The following is a 20,203-nucleotide window of genomic DNA, read 5'->3' as shown; positions in this document are numbered from 1 at the left end:
TAGAGTCGCTTTATTATCCTATATGATGGACTATCTAAACATTGAGAAAGGACTCTTATGAAAACGAAATACAAAGATTTAACTATTTGGATTACAGGTGCCTCTAGCGGTATTGGAGAAGCCCTTGCCATAGCCTTTGCCAAAAAAGGTGCTCGGATTATTTTAAGTGGACGCGATCAGGACAGATTAGACACAGTCAAACAACGCTGCAAGCGTGCTGACACACATATTGTCATTCCCTTTGATATCAGTGATTCCAGTCAAGCAAAATCCGCTTATGAGATGGCAATAGCTCAAGCAGGAAAGATCGATTGGCTGATTAATAATGCCGGTATCAGTCAACGCGCACTTATCATGGATACCGATGAAGAGGTCGAGCGTCAAATCATGGAAATAGATTATTTTGCTCAGACGCGCCTTACTAGACTGGTACTGCCTGACATGATTGCACAAGGTGGCGGCAAAGTCGTGATGGTCTCGAGTGTGGCAGGCCTATTAGGTACACAATATCGCGGCGCTTATGGAGCAGCCAAGGCGGCACTGCATATGTGGGCAAATAGCTTGCGCGCTGAGCTACATGACCAAGGTATCGAAGTAGCCACAATATTCCCCGGGTTTATTCAGACCAACATCTCTATCAATGCGTTGACTGGCGATGGTAGCGCACAAGGTACGATGGATGAGGCAACCAATAATGGTCTAACTGCGACTGAGTTTGCTAAACAAGTTGTGAAGGCGCTCGCCAAGGAAGAAGAATATATTATCGTCGCTGGTCGCAAAGAAAAACTGGCCACACGGGTCAACCGCGTCTCTCCGCCAAAACTCTATAAACTCATACGTGAGTCACAAGTAAAATAATCCGCTCAACCGAACGAATTGTCGCTGAATGGTGCCTTCATTAGTATTTTTGGGTTCAAGGGGTGTAAAATAAGCGTGGCTTGTTTTACACCCTACTCATTTCTACGCCATACCGAAAATATTATGAAAAACACTATATACAGCTCATCTTCCAAAAAACCTCTGCACCTTACCTTAGTAGGCGTCGTCAGCCTTGCTAGTACTTTAGGACTCAGCGCTTGCCAGCAAACCCCAGACTATAATTATCTGATCGGTGAGACGATGGGGACGAGCTATCATATTAGCTATCAGTTGCCTGATGATGCGGACGAAGCTGCCATACAAGCTGCGGTAGACGAGCGTCTAAAACAAATTAACGATAGCATGTCTACTTATCAAAATGACTCAACGATATCTACATTCAATCGTTTGGGCAAAGACAAACCTATCACTATCGATGCTGATTTTAGTCGTGTGCTAGATGTATCACAAATTGTCTATCAGCAATCTGGTGGTGCCTTTGACCCTACCGTTATGCCACTCGTAAACACCTGGGGCTTTGGGAGTACCATGACGGTCGAGCGTTTACAAAGTCCACCGACCGCAGTAGAGATTGCTCAAGCAAAAGCATTAGTCGATTTTGAGAGCATCATAAAGAAAGACGACACCATCTATAAAACCAAAGATGGCGTTGGTTTAGATTTTTCTGCTGTTGCCAAAGGTTATGGCGTCGATGTCATCGCTGATGTGTTGAGAGATGATTATCAAATTCGTAATTATATGGTTGAGATCGGCGGTGAAATAGCCACCTCTGGTGTGAACAACCAGCAGCAGCCATGGCAAATTGCGATTGACGCCCCTATTGAAGGCAGTACGGTCAGCGAACGTCAAACCATATCTGCTATTCGCCAACCAAAGAATACGGCTAGCCAAATGCATCTAGCGACCTCTGGTAACTATCGCAACTCTGTCATATTCGATGGCAAACGCTATAGCCATACTATCGATCCGACAACGGGTAACCCTATTGCAGGCGGCGCACCTTCAGTTACTGTCGCAGCTGATTCGGTTGCATTGGCGGATGCGTGGGCAACTGCCCTTACCGCGATGCCTTATCACAAAGCACTAGACCTCGCTAAAACGCAAAATCTGGCGGCCATGTTCGTGGTACTAGCTGACGATGTAAAAGCAAAGGGTTCTGACGATATGTCCAACGAAGCTGCTGACGATAATATTGACGACTGGCAAGTGGTACAGACACCAGCGATGAAAGCGTTACGTGCTGATAAAAAGCTATAAACGTTCTCCAAGCTCTAGATGGCACACTCTAAAATCCACTGTTAAGTGATAGATGTGAAACAAGAGAATACGTTAACGCACAACGAGCTGCACTAAAATTTGCTATACTATTATACAGTTGTTATCAACGGTGCTTAGCTGTCATGGACTTAGACAGCACTAATAATAACTGCCCTATTTTTTAAAATGAGGTTTCCTCTATGTTTAGCCAACTGCTTCCTATGCTTGCCATTACTTTCACCGTATTTGTCCTATTTTTCATTTTTATGGGCGTCGGTTATATGGTCAAAAAAAAGCCGCTTAGAGGATCTTGTGGCGGTGTTGCCAAATTGATGGGCGATGAAAATTGCTCGTTTTGTGGTAATGATCCCAATAAGTGCGATTCACTAATCGCTGAACAGCAAGAGAATGCATTAAGAGCTGCTCAATTGGGTAAATCGGTTTAATAGCCTATTGGTTACCATACGCTGGTAGCATTTACCTGACATATGTTCTTATAATAGCGTCAAGTCATTCAAAAGTGACTTGGCGCTATTTTTATTGTTTGAGATTCGTCATTACCGCCATCTCTTATTATCACTGTTCTAAAGCCGTAACTCGAAGTAACCACACATACATTTTGACCAACTTGCCTGCCAATTTAGCAAAGTCAGTTCAGCGAATGTATGTCTTACGCGCTACATATATTTTTCGGTCTAATTTACGATATCGATTACCGTCTAGGTACGTGTCTGAGTAAATGCTCTCTGGTGTTATTTTATAAGCGGCAATTTTTTGGCGCTGTTTAATAACGTGTTCTTTTTCGCTGTCATCGTTGTGCTGCTATGTCTACCTCGTCCAATCTATCTGCTTCATCTAGCCTGCCCTCCTCACGCTTTACCTTTTGGTTGGTACTGTGTGCCATGATTCTGCTAGCTACCAATATGCGCGCACCTATCGTCGCGCTAGGTTCTATCGCCCCAGTGGTAAAAGACGCGCTTGATATCTCTGAATTTCAGATAGGTTGGCTAGGGGCAGTGCCTATGCTGAGCTTTGCTGTAGGTGCGCTGATTTCTCCAACAATTGGTAAGCGATTCGGACTAGAAAACACACTGATTGCCATGATTGGGTTGTTAACGGTAGGGATGATTATCCGTACTGCTATCCCGACGTGGAGTGGGTTTTTAATTGGTACTTTGTTGCTTACCCTTGCCATCGGCTTCGCTAATACTTTAGCAGCACCGGTCATTAAGCAGCGTACCCCGCAACATATTCCGCTGATTACAGGGTTGTTCAGTCTTACGATGACCACAGCAGCAGGTATCGTCGCAGGCGTGGTGCTACCGTTATCGGAGCAAGTTGGTTGGCAGTGGGCATTAGGCGGTTGGACAATACTAGGTGTTTTTGCCTTTGTTATCTGGCTGTTCTTACGTGTACGGTTGGGTTCATCTAACCATCAAGCGATCATCCCTGCGGCGTTAGGTTCTTCTGATATCTCTATGTGGCGCACTACCTTTGCGTGGCAGATTGCTATTTTTATGGGATTACAGTCATTATTATTTTATACCGTTGCCAGTTTTTTACCATCGATTTGGGTGAGTAAAGGGCTATCTGCCGTCAGTGCTGGACAAATGGGTTCTGTATTTCAGTTTATGGCACCAGTCTCTATCTTAAGCTTAACTTGGCTAGTCAATCGTGGCCGCCCCATCCAAGCGCTAGCAGTGTTCGCCGCTGTGCTAAACGTCGTTGGCATATTGGGTGTCAGCTATCTATCGACTGACTTGGCATGGCTATGGTCAGGCATGATGGGCATGGGCTGTTCGGCGATTTTCACCTTGAGCATGATGCTGTTCTCTATGCGTACCTATACGACCAATCAGGCAAGCGAGCTGTCTGGTATGGCTCAAGCAGTTGGTTATGTCATTGCGTTTTTTGGACCATTGGGTACAGGCTGGCTGCATGAAATGACTGGTAGCTGGAGTATGCCGCTTTTTATTATGTTGATACTGATGATTGTCAACGTCGTGATTGCTTGGCTTGTTAGTCGTCCAGTAATGGTAGATGGCAAATATATTTGACTACTATCAGCTTTCATTTCTATCAGTTTTTGCGGTCTACAAGGCTATGATTGCTAACGCGCAATAAAGCGGCCTTAAATTAACCTTAGGCCAATATAGGTCACTGTCTTATTTTGCTATAGTCAGTTCAATATAACTTAGATACTTAATATAATCTGGATACTCAATATAATCCGGATACAAGGAAGGTGAGTGAAAGTACTACCAATATTAGACTGAACGATCCTGACGATTTATCCGACTGATACTGTATCTGGTTTAGATAGGATTTGACTAGACACTGGTTTGATTGCATATAGGACATAACACCCATGATGAAACTTCCCTCTCGTTTTGCTCAGCGTTTGCCTGCTATCGCTATGCTCGCAGCTGTAATGGCTATCAGTGGCTGTCAGAAAGATGCTGAAACGACATCTGCTACTGACACGCAGAGTACCAGTACTGAAGCGACCAACAGTCAAGCCAGCACTACTCCAGTAGCAACTGAAAACGCAGCATCAACTGATCAACAGGTCAAATCCTCATCACTGACTATTTTAGCGCTTGGTGACTCACTGACAGAAGGTTTGGGAGTGGACAAAGATGACAACTACCCTGCTCAGTTAGAAGATCGTCTACAAGAGATGGGCTATGCTAACGCCAAAGTTATCAACTCAGGTCTAAGCGGTGAAACCAGTACGGGATTGGTCAATCGATTGGACTGGGTATCGCAAACCAAACCCGACATCACCATATTGACTATCGGTGCTAACGATGCGATACGTGGTATCGATGTAGCAACCATTGAAGCCAATATTCGCACTGCGGTTAAGCACCTGCAAGACAATGGTAGTGTCGTTATCTTAGGCGGTATGTCGATCTATGACAATCTAGGCAGTGAATACGTCGCGGCATTCTCAGACATTTATCCTCGTGTTGCGAAAGACATGAACCTGACGCTTATTCCGTTCTTCTTAGAAGGCGTCGGCGGTGACCGAGAGCTTAACCAAGCGGATGCGATTCACCCGACTAAAGAGGGCTACGAGATTATCGTTAACAACAATATCTTGCCTATTCTAGAGCCTAAATTAAATGAACTAGAAGAACTACAAGAGTTAAAAACAGCCGATACCGATAACACAGCTGCAACGGCTCAAGACAATACGACAAAAAATAAGACAAATGAGACTATTTAACGAGATACTGTAATGACATTATCATCTTCGACTGCCACAGCAACGCCACAAGCAGACGCTAAGACACAAGCACTACTGACCGCCTCACAGTTAAATAAAACCGTACAAGTCGGTGAGCAAAAGCTGTCCATCATCAAAGACGTGGATATCTATGTCAACGCTGGTGAGTTTGTAGTCATCATGGGCAAATCAGGCTCGGGTAAATCTACTCTGCTAGGGTTACTCGCAGCATTAGACTATCCCGATAGCGGTACGGTATCGCTGGCAGGTCAAATGCTTAGCAGCCTTGACGAAGATGCGCTAGCCGTCATTCGTCAGCAAGATATGGGCTTTGTCTTTCAGTCATTTCATCTACTGCCCACACTGACCGTCGCTGAAAATATCGCCTTTCCACTTGATATTGCCAGACGTCCAAACCCATCACGGGTAGACGAGCTGATAGATGCGGTCGACTTAGGTCATAGACGTCACAGCTTACCCAATCAATTATCAGGTGGTGAGCAGCAGCGTACAGCGGTGGCGCGAGCACTGGTGTCGCACCCAAAGATTGTCTTTGCGGATGAGCCAACGGGCAACTTAGACGAGCAAAATGCCGATCAAGTCATGCAGCTGCTATTAGATCTACGCCAACAGGTTGGCTCGGCACTGGTAGTCGTTACCCATGACCCTGCACTGGCCGAGATGGCAGATCGCGTCATCACTATGCATGATGGCCGCATTGTACCTACATGAATAACTGGATTGTATCTTAATGAATAGTAAGCCCACAGACAACAAATTGCCTGATACAAAAAAGACTGCTACCAGTATGCATCAAGAGTCCAGTTATCCTAGCGGCATCCTTAGTCAACTATTTACCCGTACTCTAGGTTTTCAAACTCTAGGCTCGCAAGCACTCAGCCGTAGCTGGTGGCAGCGTTGGGTGTATCCTGTGTTGTTTCTACTGACGTTGACCCTATCACTTGCAACTTACCTGACCCTCGACTCTGTGCAGCAGTCTGTCGATAGCTATATCAATGACAATCAGCGCGCGCTCGTTGGTGGGGATCTAATCCTAAACAGTAAACAAGACTGGCCAAGCGAAGTATTGTCACAGGTAGAAACTATCCCTAATACACAGACCGTGTATGACTATCAGTTTAGCGCCATGCTGGTCAATGATGAGCAAACCTTGCTTGCCAGCGTCAAAGCCGTCTCGCCGTCGTATCCCTTATACGGCACAGCGGAACTTGCCTCGGGGCAGCCGCTGTGGGATCAGCTAACATCTGACAGTGTGATCGTCGCACCAGAAGTGCTCAGTAGTCTACAGGCCGATATCGGCGACCGTATCACCATTGGCGATGCGCAGTTTACGATCAGTGATGTACTGACCAAAGAGCCTGACCGTCCGCTGACTACCTTTGGTTTTGGTGGGCGTGTGTTGATGAAACAAGGTGCACTCCCGTCAACCAACCTATTGGGGCAACGCAGCCGCATAAACTATCGTATTGAGATGGCAGGCGATCCAGAGCTGATAACCACGCAGCGTGAACAGCTTACAGATATCCTGACCAATTATCCTGATATCGAGCTCTCTGATGCAGAGTCCGCAGATACTTCTGTCTCGCGTATATCTGATAATGTGCTGATGTTTTTAAAATTGCTAGTCATTGCGGTGTTGCTACTATCTGCGGTTGCTATGTATGGCGTCATTAGTGCATTTGTCAGTAAGCAGCAGTCCAATAACGCGATTCGATTGGCGCTCGGCGAGCCGCTGGGCTCACTTAAACGTAGCTACTATCAATTGCTTATCGTCACGACCGTCATTGCTTGTGTCGCAGCGGTTGCCCTTAGTCTGGGCTTACTCAAAATCGGTCAGCCGTATCTGGTGGCTATCTTGCCTGTCGATGTCGGTCTCGCTATTAACCCAATCAGTGCCATCAAAACCATTGTGATTGCCTTAGCCCTGACGCTACTGATTGCGCAGCGTGGTCTAAGCGCACTTAACATGACCAAACCCGCTACCCTACTCAATCAAGGGGCGAGCACGCAAACGCAAAACTTGCCTTGGTATCGACGCGTGCCGCTACTATGGTATGGCTTGGTGCTGGCAGGACTGTATGCCTTCTTTGCTTATGAAGTTGGCTCACTGTCATTAGGCGCACAGCTATTGGGCGGCTTGATTGGCTTTGTAGCGATATTTTGGCTATTGGCGCGTGGGTGGCTCTGGCTGCTTAACAAGTTAGCAAGCAATACCAAAGTTAGTTGGATGCAGCGTATTGCCATTCATAACCTTGCGCGTAAAGGCAACCAATCTGCGTTGTTCTTTGTCACCTTATCACTATCGGTGGCGGTGCTGACGCTCATCACGACACTCAATCACAGTATCAATGCGCAGTTTATCAATGCCTATCCTGAAGACGCGCCCAATCTGTTTTTGCTCGACGTGCAGAGCGATCAACATGACGATATTGATGCAATCATTGAAGCGCCTGTCACTTATTATCCCGTCATTCGTGCGCGTGTGGAGACAGCCAATGATGTGGCGGCAAAAGATATCGAGCCTGCTGATGGGTTTGATGATCCCACGCGTGTCTTTAATTTGAGCTATGCAGATACGGTGATGGAGACCGAATACATCACTGAATCGCTCACAGATGACGCGCTATACACCCCTATCGATGCGACAAATGAACAAATCAAGCCTTTGTCTATCTTGGACACTGCTGCAGGTATGCTCAATGTCGGTATGGGCGATCAGGTACGCTTTAACATCCAAGGTATCGAAATCATCGGGCAGATTACCAGTATTCGCACGCGCTACGAGCGTGGCCCAAGCCCGTATTTTTACTTCTTGTTTGAGCCGTCGGTGCTGTCCGCTGCCCCGCAGATTCAGTTTGCCACTGCTCACGTGTCAGAGAGTGCCATTCCAGAACTGCAAGGCAAACTGGTACGCGAGTTCCCTGCTGTCACTACGATTGATGGCACTGCCATTGCAAAGCAAATTCAAGAGCTGGTGGTACAAATGAGCCGCTTGGTCTATGTATTCACCTTGCTTGCTCTACTCACTGGCGTCATGGTGCTGATCAGCTCGCTACTATCTACCTCGCAAGATCGTATGAAAGACAGCGCATCATTTAGATTGCTCGGTATGCAAAAGCGCGACCTGTATATGCTCAATATTTTAGAATTGGGTGTGCTTGGGATTAGCGCGGCGACATTTGCAGTTGTCATCGCCAGCGTGGGTGCATGGGCTGCTATCACTCAATGGTTTAATCTACAATTTAGTGTGCCGTGGACGAGCTTGGCGATTGGCGGTGTGGCATTAATCTTAATGCTGTTTGCTATTGCTATTATTTATGTGAGACTGGTGATTGGACGCGGGATTATGGCTAGGGTTAGGGCGATGATTTAATTGTATTAGATTTTAGCTTTATACAAGAAAACCCCTTTATAGGGGTTTTCTTGGTTCTGTATTATCAAGGTAGAGCTCTTTTTAGTTAGTGTTTCGCCTATCAAAAACCCTTATTAATTAGTTAAGGGTTTTTATTTACAGCATTAGCCACTAAAGTTTCAAAAATGACATTTGATGATAAAGCCTTAATTAAAATAGCAAGCCAATAGTTTAAACCATATAAGGACTCTTCACTTTTTCCTAACGGAACTAAAAAACCAGCAATACTATTCCCACCATCATTTAAATGGCATACACAACTAGTAAATATTCGCGTGACTTCATCATTCGCAAGCTCATTATATCTTTCGAGCAATTTTAAATTTTCATAGTGATAGGATAAAATATTCCATATATCATTATCCATATCTTCTGGTTTATGTAATTGAAACCTTGCTCCTATAGAATTAGCTGAAGGTTTCGTAAACAACTCGACACTTAAGAACTCTTCATTTGGAATAATAGCACTGTAAAGGTGCAAAAATGCTATATGTGTTTCATTCTTCCAGACATCACCTTTTATCCCATTACATGTGCCGCAACAAGGAATTAAATTTAAAGCATGTACAGATAGTTCAGGAAATAAAGTTTTGGGAAGGTAGTGATCATAGGTTTTAGGTAGAGTAATTCCACAATAAGGACAGACCCTAAGAAACCCTGCAGATTGATTTTTTTCAATCAAAGTAAATACTTCTTTTACTTTCTTTGTTCTACCTTCATAACAGCCTATTAATATTTCTTTATGTACTAATAAGCTAGCATCTTCAACAAAACCAAATAAATTATTATTATTTATAGCTTGCTCGAATAGACTATAACGTGCTGTAACTTTAGTTTCTAAAGATTTTAAAGTTAGTTTCTCAGTATTAGGATTACCTTTTATAGTATCTTTCTTAGCACTAATTATATTTTTATAAAGCTGTAAATAAGGTATTGTACGAGGTGGGGATATTAAATTTTTCATTTATTCTCACTATACTGAGCTAATAAATATGCTTTAGCATTAAAGCTTAAACCATCTGGGAACAAACTACTAACTTCCTCAAAAGACATATTTTTAGCTAACCTTTGAAGTACTCTTTTGTAATGATGTGGAATTGAAACAGTGTCGAAAACATGTCTAGTTAACTCTGAAATACTTTCACCAAAGGTCTCAAAATGCATTGGTATAACAGAAGTATTATTTTCCTCTCTCGATAGAAGGATTACTCTTTTTTTAGGAATCTCTTGAATAACGATTGGTGAATGCGTTGCAATAATTGCAAATGATTGATGTTCGATTAAGATCCTGTTTAAGACATTGAATAAGTGCGCTACAGCATTAGGGTGTAAATGCGTCTCAGGTTCATCGAATAGAACCAGAGTATTTTCTTGAATCCTTGCGACCAGTGCTGTCACAAAATGAGCTAAAATGGACTGTCCAGAACTCAACAAAGCCAAAGTATCTTCTTCAATATCATGCTGGGCGTAAACTTCTAACCTAAGCTTATTAACAAAATCATCATTATGATTTTCTAATATATGAGACATACAAGAAACCCAAAACTCCTCTCTGTCAAGATTCTGAATTCTTAATATATTATCTTTATAATCTTGAGTTAAAGAATTCTTGGATAAAACTCCTTTACTATTTCTAATTCCACAATATACATAGCTATTCTGAGGGTTACTAGGTATAACAAATTTATCAAAAGCGCTATAAGAGATTGTTATAACTCGATTAAATATAGGCCTGTCCCCTAAAAAACTCTCTTCTTTTTGGTTAATAGAATTTTGCGATACTCTCCTAACCTGCACTAAATCCCTCGCTAAACTCCCCATTAAATTGGTTTTACCAACAGCATTACGTCCAATAATACCTACTATTCTATGTGGTAAAAGATCTGTTTCATCAAAATCCACATTTATAATAAATGGTTGCTCAGCACCCGCAGTCTTAGTAGTATATTTGAAGGAAAAGCTTTTATTAAAAGCCTCTCCTAGGATCACCTGCTTTCCAAACCTAAGAGTATCTCTAGCAGAGTTTTCTCTAAGCAAAGCATTCCTAAACTTAGAATCACTTTCAAAAGGCTCAATTTTTTGAGACTGCCATGCAATATCATTTAGCTTTCCTAGGACTTCTATCGACTCTTCTGTACCAACAACTTCCGCTAAATTTTTATAAAAACTTAATCTTTGCCCTAAACTAATATATAAGCTGCCTGATCCATCAAAATTAGGAAATAGGTGATTTGAAGGACTCTCTTTAAATATAATTTTAGTCAATCCAATTTCTGTACTTTCATTTTCATTCAAATAATATGTAAGAATAAATTCACACTTTATCCCATAGTCATCCCAAGTCGTCCTGAATAAACCGAAGGCTGGATATGTATTAGTATTTATTTTATTTTTGTCTGTTTGCTGTATAAATCTCATCTATAGATACATCCTTTAGTCTTTAAAAGCAGCTAACTTCTGTGAAAATAATAAACTTAAGTATATTAGCAGTATAAAAACCTACAAAGCTATGTTTTTTAGCCCTGCTTGAAGATGTAGCTTAGTGAGCTGTAGCGTAAAGCAATGTTAGCTAAAAAATATTTATTTCTAAGACCTCAAACCGCAACGCCTTCTATTCATTTAGATGGCATTTTTTACTTCATAGAGCGTATAGCCATATAAGTCAGTATCTACTCTGCACTTTGCTTATTTTATAGCCCTCATTTGCTATACTAGCCCAACTTTATCGGTTAAATACCCACTTATAACACCCTCCCAAACAGCATGGTAGCCTTATGAAATTCTCAAAGTTCGGTCAAAAATTTACCCAGCCCACTGGCATCTCACAATTGATGGATGATCTGGGCGACGCGCTAAAAAGCGATCAGCCTGTCAATATGCTGGGCGGTGGTAACCCTGCCAAAATTGATGCCGTTAATGAGTTATTTTTGGAAACCTATAAGGCGCTGGGTGTTGATAATGATGCAGGCGAAGCCAATAGTAGCGCGATTATCAGTATGGCGAACTACTCTAATCCGCAAGGGGATGCTGGCTTTATCGATGCGTTGGTTGGCTTCTTTAACCGTCATTATGATTGGAACCTCACCTCAGAAAACATCGCTCTGACCAATGGCTCACAGAATGCGTTTTTCTATCTATTTAATCTGTTTGGTGGTGCTTTCGTTGATGAAAACAGTCAAGATGAAAAGAACCAATCTATCGACAAGTCCATTCTACTGCCATTGACCCCTGAGTATATTGGCTATAGCGATGTGCATGTGGAAGGTCAGCATTTCACCGCGGTATTACCGCATATCGATGAAGTGACGCATGATGGCGAGGAAGGCTTCTTTAAATATCGTGTGGATTTTGAGGTGTTAGAGAACTTACCAGCGCTAAAGGAAGGGCGTATCGGCGCGATTTGCTGCTCACGCCCGACCAACCCGACTGGCAACGTGCTAACCGATGACGAAATGGCGCATTTGGCCGAGATTGCCAAACGCTATGACATCCCGCTTATCATCGATAATGCCTACGGTATGCCCTTCCCCAATATCATCTACTCTGACGCGCACCTGAATTGGGATAATAATACGATTCTGTGCTTTAGCCTGTCGAAAATTGGTCTGCCTGGTATGCGTACTGGTATTATTGTGGCCGATGCCAAAGTGATCGAAGCTGTCAGCGCGATGAATGCCGTGGTCAATCTAGCACCGACACGCTTTGGTGCAGCGATTGCCACACCATTGGTCGAGAATGACCGTATCAAGCAATTGTCAGATAACGACATTAAGCCGTTTTATCAAAAGCAGGCGACCCTTGCCGTTAAGCTGTTAAAAGAAGCCTTGGGCGATTATCCGTTGGTCATTCATAAGCCTGAGGGCGCGATATTCTTATGGTTATGGTTTAAAGACTTGCCAATTAGCACCCTTGAGCTATACGAGCGTCTCAAAGAAAAAGGCACGCTGATAGTGCCAAGTGAATACTTCTTCCCTGGGGTCGATGTTAGCGATTATCAGCATGCACACGAGTGTATTCGTATGAGTATCGCGGCTGACGAGCAGACGCTAACTGACGGTATTGCAGCGATTGGTGAAGTGGTGCGTGAGTTGTATGATGAGAGATAGTTTGGCTCTATAATATGACTTTGCGTGAGGCCTCTATGCGTTACGAATTTGAAAATTTGAAAATCAGTAGAGAAAAAAGATACTCGCTAGGTAAAGAAACCACTACTAATAAATATTACTTATCTTTTCCAGTTAGTCCGCCAAATCATAGGTATGTTGAGTATGAAGAATATTATGAAATTTCTTTTGAACAGCTCAATGACTTTTTAGAAAACGAAGATTCATTAATAGAATTTTTGGATAAATGTAGAAGAAGAAAAATGGATAATTTATTTCTATTCTATCCTATAGCTCCTATTCGAGGTTATCCAAATTAGATTACTCGCTTGAAACAAAAAACGGACTAATTAATAGTCCGTTTTTTTATGGCGTTTGGTCAATGAAGTCGATTTATTGGTTGGTCGAAATATAGTCGTCCACTTATTCAGCGTAAAGAGCACATAAGACAACATACAAGTATTGATCAAATCACGGATGCTCGCGGTAATCTGTTCACGGCTTAAGCCTGTCAAGCCTAGCGATTCAATCGTATCTCGATTGTCCAAATACTCACCCAACAGCGCAATGCAAGTCACGACGATCAGAGCAATAAATGACCGAATACCTTGGCTTTTGATAATAGGACGCAGCACAACCAGACACAGCAGATAAACACCGACACCGACATAGATATGTAAGGCATCTTTGGCAAGGCCCGTTGTTTCCACAACATTCATTTTAAAGGCAGTAAAATCCACTGAAATATTCCAAGTATAAGCGAGTAGAAAATAACTGAGCGTATCACTAAACCATGATGGCTAAACTATAATAGCTAAAGAATAGCAGCTACAAAGTGATGGCTGAGCATAAAAAAGGCAGATTATACAACTGATAATCTACCTTCTACTAAATTAAATATTCACTTCACGTTTATCAACTATTTACACATTCCACTCTACAAAGTTCTTGAGCAGTTGCAAGCCAGCAGTATGGCTCTTTTCTGGATGGAACTGGGTGGCAAATAGATTATCTTGGATTACACTGGCACAGAACGGTTGACCATAGTCACATACCGCTGCCACTTGCGAGCTATCGGCAGGATCACAGTAATAACTATGCACAAAATAAAAATGCGCGTGGTCTTCGATACCGTGCCAGAGCGGATGGTCAAAATCCATACCGCTGATGGTATTCCAGCCCATATGCGGTACTTTTATCGTTGCGCCCTGCTTGTCTTTCCACATAGGGTCAAACGCTTCTACAGTGCCGTTTAAGATGCCCAAACAGTCCGTGCCACTATTTTCAGCTGACTGCTCAAACAATGCCTGCATGCCCACACAGATGGCCATAACAGGCTTGTTAAACACTGCATGGCGTATGACGTCATCAATGCCTGCTTCATGCATGCCAGCGATACAATCACGCATCGCACCCACACCAGGGAAAACGATTTTATCAGCCGCCGCAACGACTTTTGGATCATTGGTGATAGAGACTTCTGCCCCGACTACCGATAGGGCCTTGCTAGCAGAGTGCAGGTTGCCCATACCATAATCTAATAGTGCTACTTTAGTCATCGATTGGTTCTCATTTTTAAATATTTTGACTACTGTACTATTTATATTATTGACCATTTATATTGTTGGCTATTGCCCTTTCTATTATCGCGGGTGTAGATAAGGTTTTGCTACAAGGAAGTCAAGCGCAGGCTGTACAACTAGTACGCCAAGCTTGAATGACACCGTAGAAGAGCCTTAAATGCGCCTTAGAAAGCCTCTTTGGTCGATGGCAAGGTGTTCAACGCACGCTCATCGTACTCACAGGCCATACGTAACGCACGAGCAAAGGCTTTAAAGGTTGATTCGATCTGATGATGGCTGTTTTTGCCTTTTAGATTGTCCAAATGCACAGTCATCCATGAGTGATTGACGAACCCGTAGAAAAACTCACTGAATAGGTCAACATCGAAACGGCCGACGTGCGAGCGCGTAAATGGAATGTCCATATGCAAACCAGGACGCCCTGACAGATCGACGACAGCACGGGTCAATGACTCATCTAGCGGCGCATAAAAGTGCCCATAACGACGAATGCCTTTCTTGTCACCCAATGCTTTATTGAACGCTTGACCAAGGGTAATACCAGTGTCTTCGACGCTATGATGGTCATCAATAAACGTATCACCGGTACATTTGATATCTAAGTCAAACAAACCGTGACGCTTAATTTGATCAATCATATGATCCAAAAATGGCACACCAGTGTCTACCGTGCCTTTACCTGTACCATCTAAATTAACGGTACAGGTGATTTGCGTTTCGGCAGTGATACGCTCAACGGTCGCGATACGTTCAGGGCGACCATATAGATTTACGTTTTTTGACTCAGTTTGCTCAGGTGTGGCAGCAGTCGTCGTTGCATTGGCTGTCATGGCTACTCTCTATCAGTTTTTTATCAGTGAAAAGCGGTCAATAAATAAGGCAAAAACCTGCCCAAAATATTTTACTAGTGTCTGGGTCAGACCTTAGCAAAAACTATATTAGAAAATGATATATACAAAAGATATCAACATATTAGGGTTTATACATACTAAATATTATATAGCCTCATCATAGCAAACCCTAACATTTACTGCCACGACCAAGCGGTAAACCACGCACAAAATCACGTCATTCTGCTAAAATAGTGTGTTCAGTATTATCAATCATGACTCGCGCCGACTTTAAAGACCCTTATTTACGGTATTGCACGCTATGACATCGTGCTGTCTCATACTGCTTATTTATACTATAGAAACCCTCTATTTATAGGAACTGCTATGCCTTTAGAAGCGATCGCCATTAATAGTTTGGATGCGCCACTTATCAAAAAACCTGCTCGCGACAACGAGCTAGCAGAGCGCTTGCAAGCGTTGTACGATAGTGATTATGCACAGCCTGACGGTCTTGAGGTATTGAATATCGTTGAGCAAGGGTTTAAACGTGGACAGTACCTCTATGTCGGGATGTTCAATGATAAGCCTATCGCTGCGGTCGCCTGCTTCGATGACGGGCAGACCAATGCCAAGCGCCTGCAATATCTCACCGTGCATCCAGAGAACCGTAAACGTGCTATCGATGCCAAGTTTATTAAACTGGTCTATGATTGCGAAGTTAGAAAAGGCGTACGTGAATTTGTCCCTGCTGACGCTGATATTCACCGCATCATGAGCGAGTACGAACTGTTGCGTGTAAAAGACTAAACTGAGCACTAAAACGGTTAATTTTACTAATATCTAATTATTTATCGTCTTTTATTCGATAAAATGCAAAAATTGCTTGACAGCTGAGCCTATATTTAGTTTAATAGCGCCTCAACGAAGACGGCTCGATAGCTCAGTAGGTAGAGCAACGGATTGAAAATCCGTGTGTCGGCAGTTCGATCCTGCCTCGAGCCACCATTCGTTAATAGAATTCTAAAAGCCCTGAACAGCAATGTTCGGGGCTTTTTTATGTTTAAATTTTACCGTACTCTTTAGCGTTCGTTCTATTCATATGTTGCTCTTATTCGTATAGCCGACTACTATTCGTAAAAACGACCACGTAATAGTAAATTACAGCGCTCACGCGAATCCAAGTCGTATATAGTTGCGCGGTAATCAATACCGTGACGCCCCTCAAAAAATATCACTCGGTCGCCCACTGCCAAAAAACAAGACGTGCGCGCATCGTAGATAAAGCCATCTATCACAAATGCTAAATCGCGATCTATCTCGCGTACCGTATACGTCTCACCTTGCGGAATCAAACGTTCAAACCACGCGCTGTGGGCAGTCGTATTGGCCAGTACGCTTGTCGTTAGCAATAGCCACGCTACCAGTATATTTTTGGGTAATCGCAAACGGCTCAGCTCATTTACACTTATTTTATTTCTCAACATAGTATCTCTCGTGGCATTGCATTCATCATACTCATAGCCTTCATACGTCTCACAGTTGACTTTACCATAACTATTTCTACTGAACGCTCTTGATGCTAAATACCTACTGTCACGGTTGCATAACATTTTTGTGCTTTTTTCTAAACAGCTTGGCTAAGTATACTCAATAACCATATACGAATAGATAAAAATAATAGGTCATAGATATGAGAGAGTTTGATTACGACTTGGATTATAAGAGTTTGGATTTGCGCGCTCAGCCTGAGTTGTACCGTGTCGGTCGCGGTGAGCAAGGCGTATTACTGGTAGAGCCTTATAAGTCTGAGATTTTACCTCATTGGCGCTTTGCGACTCCCGATATCGCCCGCGAGAGTAGTGAGGCTATCTATCAGATGTTTTTAGATTACTTGGCTGACGATGACTTCGTCGGCGCAGATATGGCGCGCAAGTTTATTCAAATGGGCTATACCCGCGCTCGTCGCTATGCCAATCATAAAGGTGGCAAAAAATATAAAGGCGCGGTACCCGATGATAAAAAAGGTCAAAGCGGCGCTCATGGTCGCGAAGAGTTGCCACGACAAGAGGAAGACCCAGTTAAAGCAGAATCCGCACGAATCTTTAAAGTTAAATGGGATGAATGCCGTGAGAATGAAGAGTATTTAAGGATGAAGAAAGAGCATCGTGAACGCTATAAAGATGTCGAATAGATGCTAATGCTCAAGACATTTGCTCAAGACATTAAGCACAACAGGTAACTAAATTGACTGGTCTCAGAACGCTACTGTGCTAAGGTATGGCCAATATAATAAATATAACGATTTTCAATAGTGAGGAACAATGAACAAGCAGCTTTTAATTTTTGATTTTGATGGAACGCTCATTGATAGCGTACCCGATTTGGCCGACGCAACCAACGCCATGCTAACCACATTAGGCAAAGATACTTACCCTATCGAGACAATACGTAACTGGATAGGAAATGGCTCACGCCTGCTCGTAGAACGCGCTTTGGTTGGTAAGACGGAAGTAGCAGAAGGTGAGCTAACGGTCGAAGAGGCCGATCACGCAGAGCAAATATTTTTTGAGGCTTATAAGAATCTTAGTGGTAGTAAAACGGTTGCCTATCCAGATGTCGATGACGGACTAAAACAACTACACGCAGCTGGATATACACTTGCTTTAGTCACTAATAAACCCATTCGATTTGTACCAAAAATATTGCACTCGTTTGGCTGGCAAGACTTATTTAGTGAAGTGATGGGCGGTGACAGTTTAGCTGTCAAAAAACCAGACCCAGCGCCCCTACTACACGTTTGTGAGACTCTCAATGTCAGTGTTGATCAGGCAGTGATGATTGGAGACTCTAGAAACGATATGTTGGCTGGACAGAGCGCCAATATGGACACGCTCGGCCTGTCTTATGGTTACAACTACGGGCAAGATATTCGCGAATTAAATCCGACCGAAGCATTTGACCACTTTGCTGACTTGGTTGCTTGGATTATGAAAGATAGATTTTAGTCTATAAAGAATTTATCGAATCATTATAGTGTAACTTGCCCAAACAGAAGTTACGCTTTGCTGCGATAGCTCAGCGCCTCAGATACGTGGGCGCTGTTGATATCCGTACTGTTAGCCAAATCAGCGATTGTACGAGCCACTCGTAATACCCGATGATAACCACGAGCGGACAGATTCAAGCGCTGCTGAGCAAGTTGTAATAACTGCTTTTCATTGTCGCCTAGCTGGATATATTCATCGATTTCGCTAGGGCTAAGCTCATCATTAACCTTTTGCTGGCGCTGCATTTGATGCTGATGCGCGACCACTACCCGAGCCCGTACTTGCTTGGAGGTTTCACCTACCTGACTATTTTGCAGATCGGCAATTGGTAATGCAGGCACAGTGATATGCAAATCAATACGATCTAAGAGAGGCCCAGATAATTTGTCTTGATAGCGTTTGATCTGCTCAGGTCGACAGCGACAACGTCCTGATGTATCGCCATCATAGCCACATGGGCAAGGATTCATCGCGGCAACCAGTTGAAAGTTCGCCGGAAAAGTCATTTGAGAGTTAGCGCGACTAATGGTAATTTGTTTGGCTTCTAATGGCTGACGTAATACCTCAAGCACGCTCCGATCAAACTCTGGTAACTCATCAAGGAACAATACTCCTTTATTAGCTAGCGTAATCTCACCCGGTTTTGGCCGTGAACCACCACCGACCAACGCCACAGCTGATATTGTGTGATGCACCTGTCTGAATGGCCGCGTCCCATAATCATAATCGCTGTCTGCCACCGAATAGGTACTGGCAACCTCTAGCGCATCTTCATCACTTAAGTCTGGCAATATTGTTGGCAATCGTGACGCCATAAGCGTCTTGCCAGAACCTGGTGGTCCTGTAAATAACAATGAATGACCACCCGCAGCGGCAATTTCTAACGCGCGCCGAGCATGGTGCTGTCCTTTGACATCAGCTAAATCCACTTGATAGCCAACATGCTGCTGTGCAGGACTTGGCTGTACCACGGCTAAACTCTCATAGCTTGCACCTGGGTCAACGAGCGACTGCAGATGGTCGCAAACTGCTTTTAGACTCTGAGCAGCTAGTATCGTTACGCCATCAACGCGGCTGGCCTCATGACCATTATCAATCGGCACGATCAGTTGCGGAGTTGTCGGCGGCGAGTTATTTGAGTTATTTGAATTATTTTGTCCTTGTTCACTCGCTGCTACCTGAGACAACGCTATTGCCAATTTCTCAGCTTTGATTGCTCGTGCGACTGCCAAACTACCAGTTACTTGTCGCAACTGGCCATTGAGCGCTAACTCGCCAATAAATTCAAATCCTGATAGCACCTCTGGCTCAAGCTGTCCGCTTGCTGCCAGTATACCAATAGCAATTGGTAAGTCTAAACGCGCGCCATCTTTAGGTAGATCAGCAGGGGCTAAATTGATCGTGAGGCGGCGATTAGGAAACTGGAAACCTGAATTGAGAATGGCGGAGCGCACCCTGTCTTTACTCTCACGCACGGCGGCCTCAGGCAGCCCAACGATGGTCAATGCAGGCAGTCCTTGCGATAGATGCACCTCAATGATGACCTTGGGAGCATGCAGACCAACCACCGAACGGGTATAGACTTGGGCAAACGACATCAGCATCTTCCTAATACAGAGTGTCATTGATAATAAAGTATTATTTATCAACGCGCAAACGTCGTGTTTTATTGCTGGTGTAGAGAGAATCATCAAAACCTCAGCGTCGTTCTGAGGTTTTTTATGTATAAATAACGCTCTACTTCAATAATTAAGAATACTCACCGACCACCCCACTGCTAACAAGGATTTGTTATACTATCTATTATACATTTAGCGATACATACTGCTGCCAATG

Annotated in this window: 19 protein-coding genes and 1 tRNA gene; 13 read left to right on the top strand and 7 right to left on the bottom strand. The window is 43.5% G+C overall.

The annotated features are described in order from the left end of the window. Nucleotides 1-57 precede the first annotated feature (57 nt). From I3249_RS11025 to I3249_RS10995, 7 genes are all read left to right on the top strand, one after another. Nucleotides 58-858, top strand: coding sequence for an SDR family oxidoreductase (locus I3249_RS11025; protein WP_101204728.1), 801 nt, complete (start codon nt 58-60; stop codon nt 856-858). 123 nt (nt 859-981) lie between these two features. Further along, a complete protein-coding gene (locus I3249_RS11020) occupies nt 982-2,136 on the top strand; it encodes an FAD:protein FMN transferase (protein ID WP_238069993.1) in 1,155 nt (384 codons plus the stop codon). A gap of 200 nt (nt 2,137-2,336) precedes the next feature. After that, a complete protein-coding gene (nqrM, locus tag I3249_RS11015; protein WP_238069992.1) occupies nt 2,337-2,582 on the top strand; it encodes a (Na+)-NQR maturation NqrM in 246 nt (81 codons plus the stop codon). A 378-nt stretch (nt 2,583-2,960) separates the two neighbouring features. Continuing rightward, nucleotides 2,961-4,193, top strand: a complete 1,233-nt coding sequence (locus I3249_RS11010; RefSeq protein ID WP_238069991.1) for an MFS transporter — start codon at nt 2,961-2,963, stop codon at nt 4,191-4,193. A gap of 311 nt (nt 4,194-4,504) precedes the next feature. Continuing rightward, nucleotides 4,505-5,368 (top strand): arylesterase, encoded by an 864-nt coding sequence (locus I3249_RS11005; protein WP_238069990.1) that lies wholly within the window; start codon nt 4,505-4,507, stop codon nt 5,366-5,368. A gap of 12 nt (nt 5,369-5,380) precedes the next feature. Next, nucleotides 5,381-6,100 carry an ABC transporter ATP-binding protein gene (locus I3249_RS11000; protein WP_238069989.1) on the top strand — a complete coding sequence of 240 codons (720 nt, stop codon included), beginning with the start codon at nt 5,381-5,383 and terminating at the stop codon, nt 6,098-6,100. Nucleotides 6,101-6,119: 19 nt separating this feature from the next. Beyond that, entirely contained in the window at nt 6,120-8,762 is a 2,643-nt protein-coding gene (locus I3249_RS10995; protein WP_238069988.1) for an FtsX-like permease family protein, read from the top strand. A gap of 121 nt (nt 8,763-8,883) precedes the next feature. Here I3249_RS10995 and I3249_RS10990 read toward each other — a convergent pair whose 3' ends face one another. After that, nucleotides 8,884-9,765 carry an HNH endonuclease gene (locus I3249_RS10990; protein WP_238069987.1) on the bottom strand — a complete coding sequence of 294 codons (882 nt, stop codon included), beginning with the start codon at nt 9,763-9,765 and terminating at the stop codon, nt 8,884-8,886. Beyond that, on the bottom strand, nt 9,762-11,219 hold the full coding sequence (locus tag I3249_RS10985) for an AAA family ATPase (protein ID WP_238069986.1): 1,458 nt from the start codon (nt 11,217-11,219) through the stop codon (nt 9,762-9,764). The genes I3249_RS10990 and I3249_RS10985 overlap by 4 nt, the downstream gene beginning before the upstream one ends. A 356-nt stretch (nt 11,220-11,575) precedes the next feature. Here I3249_RS10985 and I3249_RS10980 point away from each other — a divergent pair, with 356 nt between their 5' ends. After that, the gene (locus I3249_RS10980; RefSeq protein ID WP_238069985.1) at nt 11,576-12,907 is read left to right on the top strand and encodes a valine--pyruvate transaminase; all 1,332 of its coding nucleotides are present in this window, start codon (nt 11,576-11,578) and stop codon (nt 12,905-12,907) included. Between the two features lie 14 nt (nt 12,908-12,921). Then, nucleotides 12,922-13,224 carry a hypothetical protein gene (locus I3249_RS10975; protein ID WP_238069984.1) on the top strand — a complete coding sequence of 101 codons (303 nt, stop codon included), beginning with the start codon at nt 12,922-12,924 and terminating at the stop codon, nt 13,222-13,224. Between the two features lie 30 nt (nt 13,225-13,254). Here the strand turns inward: I3249_RS10975 and I3249_RS10970 are convergent, their stop codons facing one another. The 3 genes from I3249_RS10970 to hisB all read right to left on the bottom strand — a co-directional run bounded on the left by I3249_RS10970 (nt 13,255) and on the right by hisB (nt 15,317). Then, on the bottom strand, nt 13,255-13,623 hold the full coding sequence (locus I3249_RS10970; protein ID WP_238069999.1) for a hypothetical protein: 369 nt from the start codon (nt 13,621-13,623) through the stop codon (nt 13,255-13,257). A gap of 204 nt (nt 13,624-13,827) precedes the next feature. Next, nucleotides 13,828-14,463, bottom strand: a complete 636-nt coding sequence (gene hisH, locus I3249_RS10965) for an imidazole glycerol phosphate synthase subunit HisH (protein ID WP_238069983.1) — start codon at nt 14,461-14,463, stop codon at nt 13,828-13,830. Nucleotides 14,464-14,651: 188 nt separating this feature from the next. Then, entirely contained in the window at nt 14,652-15,317 is a 666-nt protein-coding gene (gene hisB / locus I3249_RS10960; RefSeq protein ID WP_220455963.1) for an imidazoleglycerol-phosphate dehydratase HisB, read from the bottom strand. A gap of 387 nt (nt 15,318-15,704) precedes the next feature. Here hisB and I3249_RS10955 point away from each other — a divergent pair, with 387 nt between their 5' ends. Continuing rightward, nucleotides 15,705-16,127, top strand: coding sequence for a PanM family protein (locus I3249_RS10955; RefSeq protein WP_238069982.1), 423 nt, complete (start codon nt 15,705-15,707; stop codon nt 16,125-16,127). Between the two features lie 122 nt (nt 16,128-16,249). Beyond that, nucleotides 16,250-16,325 (top strand) — tRNA-Phe (locus tag I3249_RS10950). Between the two features lie 122 nt (nt 16,326-16,447). Here I3249_RS10950 and I3249_RS10945 read toward each other — a convergent pair. Continuing rightward, nucleotides 16,448-16,804 (bottom strand): hypothetical protein, encoded by a 357-nt coding sequence (locus tag I3249_RS10945; protein WP_238069981.1) that lies wholly within the window; start codon nt 16,802-16,804, stop codon nt 16,448-16,450. Between the two features lie 206 nt (nt 16,805-17,010). Between I3249_RS10945 and I3249_RS10940 the strand changes: the two genes are divergently transcribed. Continuing rightward, on the top strand, nt 17,011-17,511 hold the full coding sequence (locus I3249_RS10940; protein ID WP_238052691.1) for a DUF4385 domain-containing protein: 501 nt from the start codon (nt 17,011-17,013) through the stop codon (nt 17,509-17,511). A 130-nt stretch (nt 17,512-17,641) separates the two neighbouring features. Beyond that, nucleotides 17,642-18,325, top strand: a complete 684-nt coding sequence (locus I3249_RS10935) for a phosphoglycolate phosphatase (RefSeq protein WP_238069980.1) — start codon at nt 17,642-17,644, stop codon at nt 18,323-18,325. A 50-nt stretch (nt 18,326-18,375) separates the two neighbouring features. Here the strand turns inward: I3249_RS10935 and I3249_RS10930 are convergent, their stop codons facing one another. Next, nucleotides 18,376-19,965 (bottom strand): YifB family Mg chelatase-like AAA ATPase, encoded by a 1,590-nt coding sequence (locus tag I3249_RS10930; protein WP_238069979.1) that lies wholly within the window; start codon nt 19,963-19,965, stop codon nt 18,376-18,378. Between the last annotated feature and the right edge of the window lie 238 nt (nt 19,966-20,203).

Source organism: Psychrobacter sp. Ps1 (genome assembly GCF_022129425.1).
Lineage (GTDB): Bacteria > Pseudomonadota > Gammaproteobacteria > Pseudomonadales > Moraxellaceae > Psychrobacter.
Note: the sequence above shows the minus strand (reverse complement) of the source record. Positions and strands in the feature narration are given on the sequence as shown.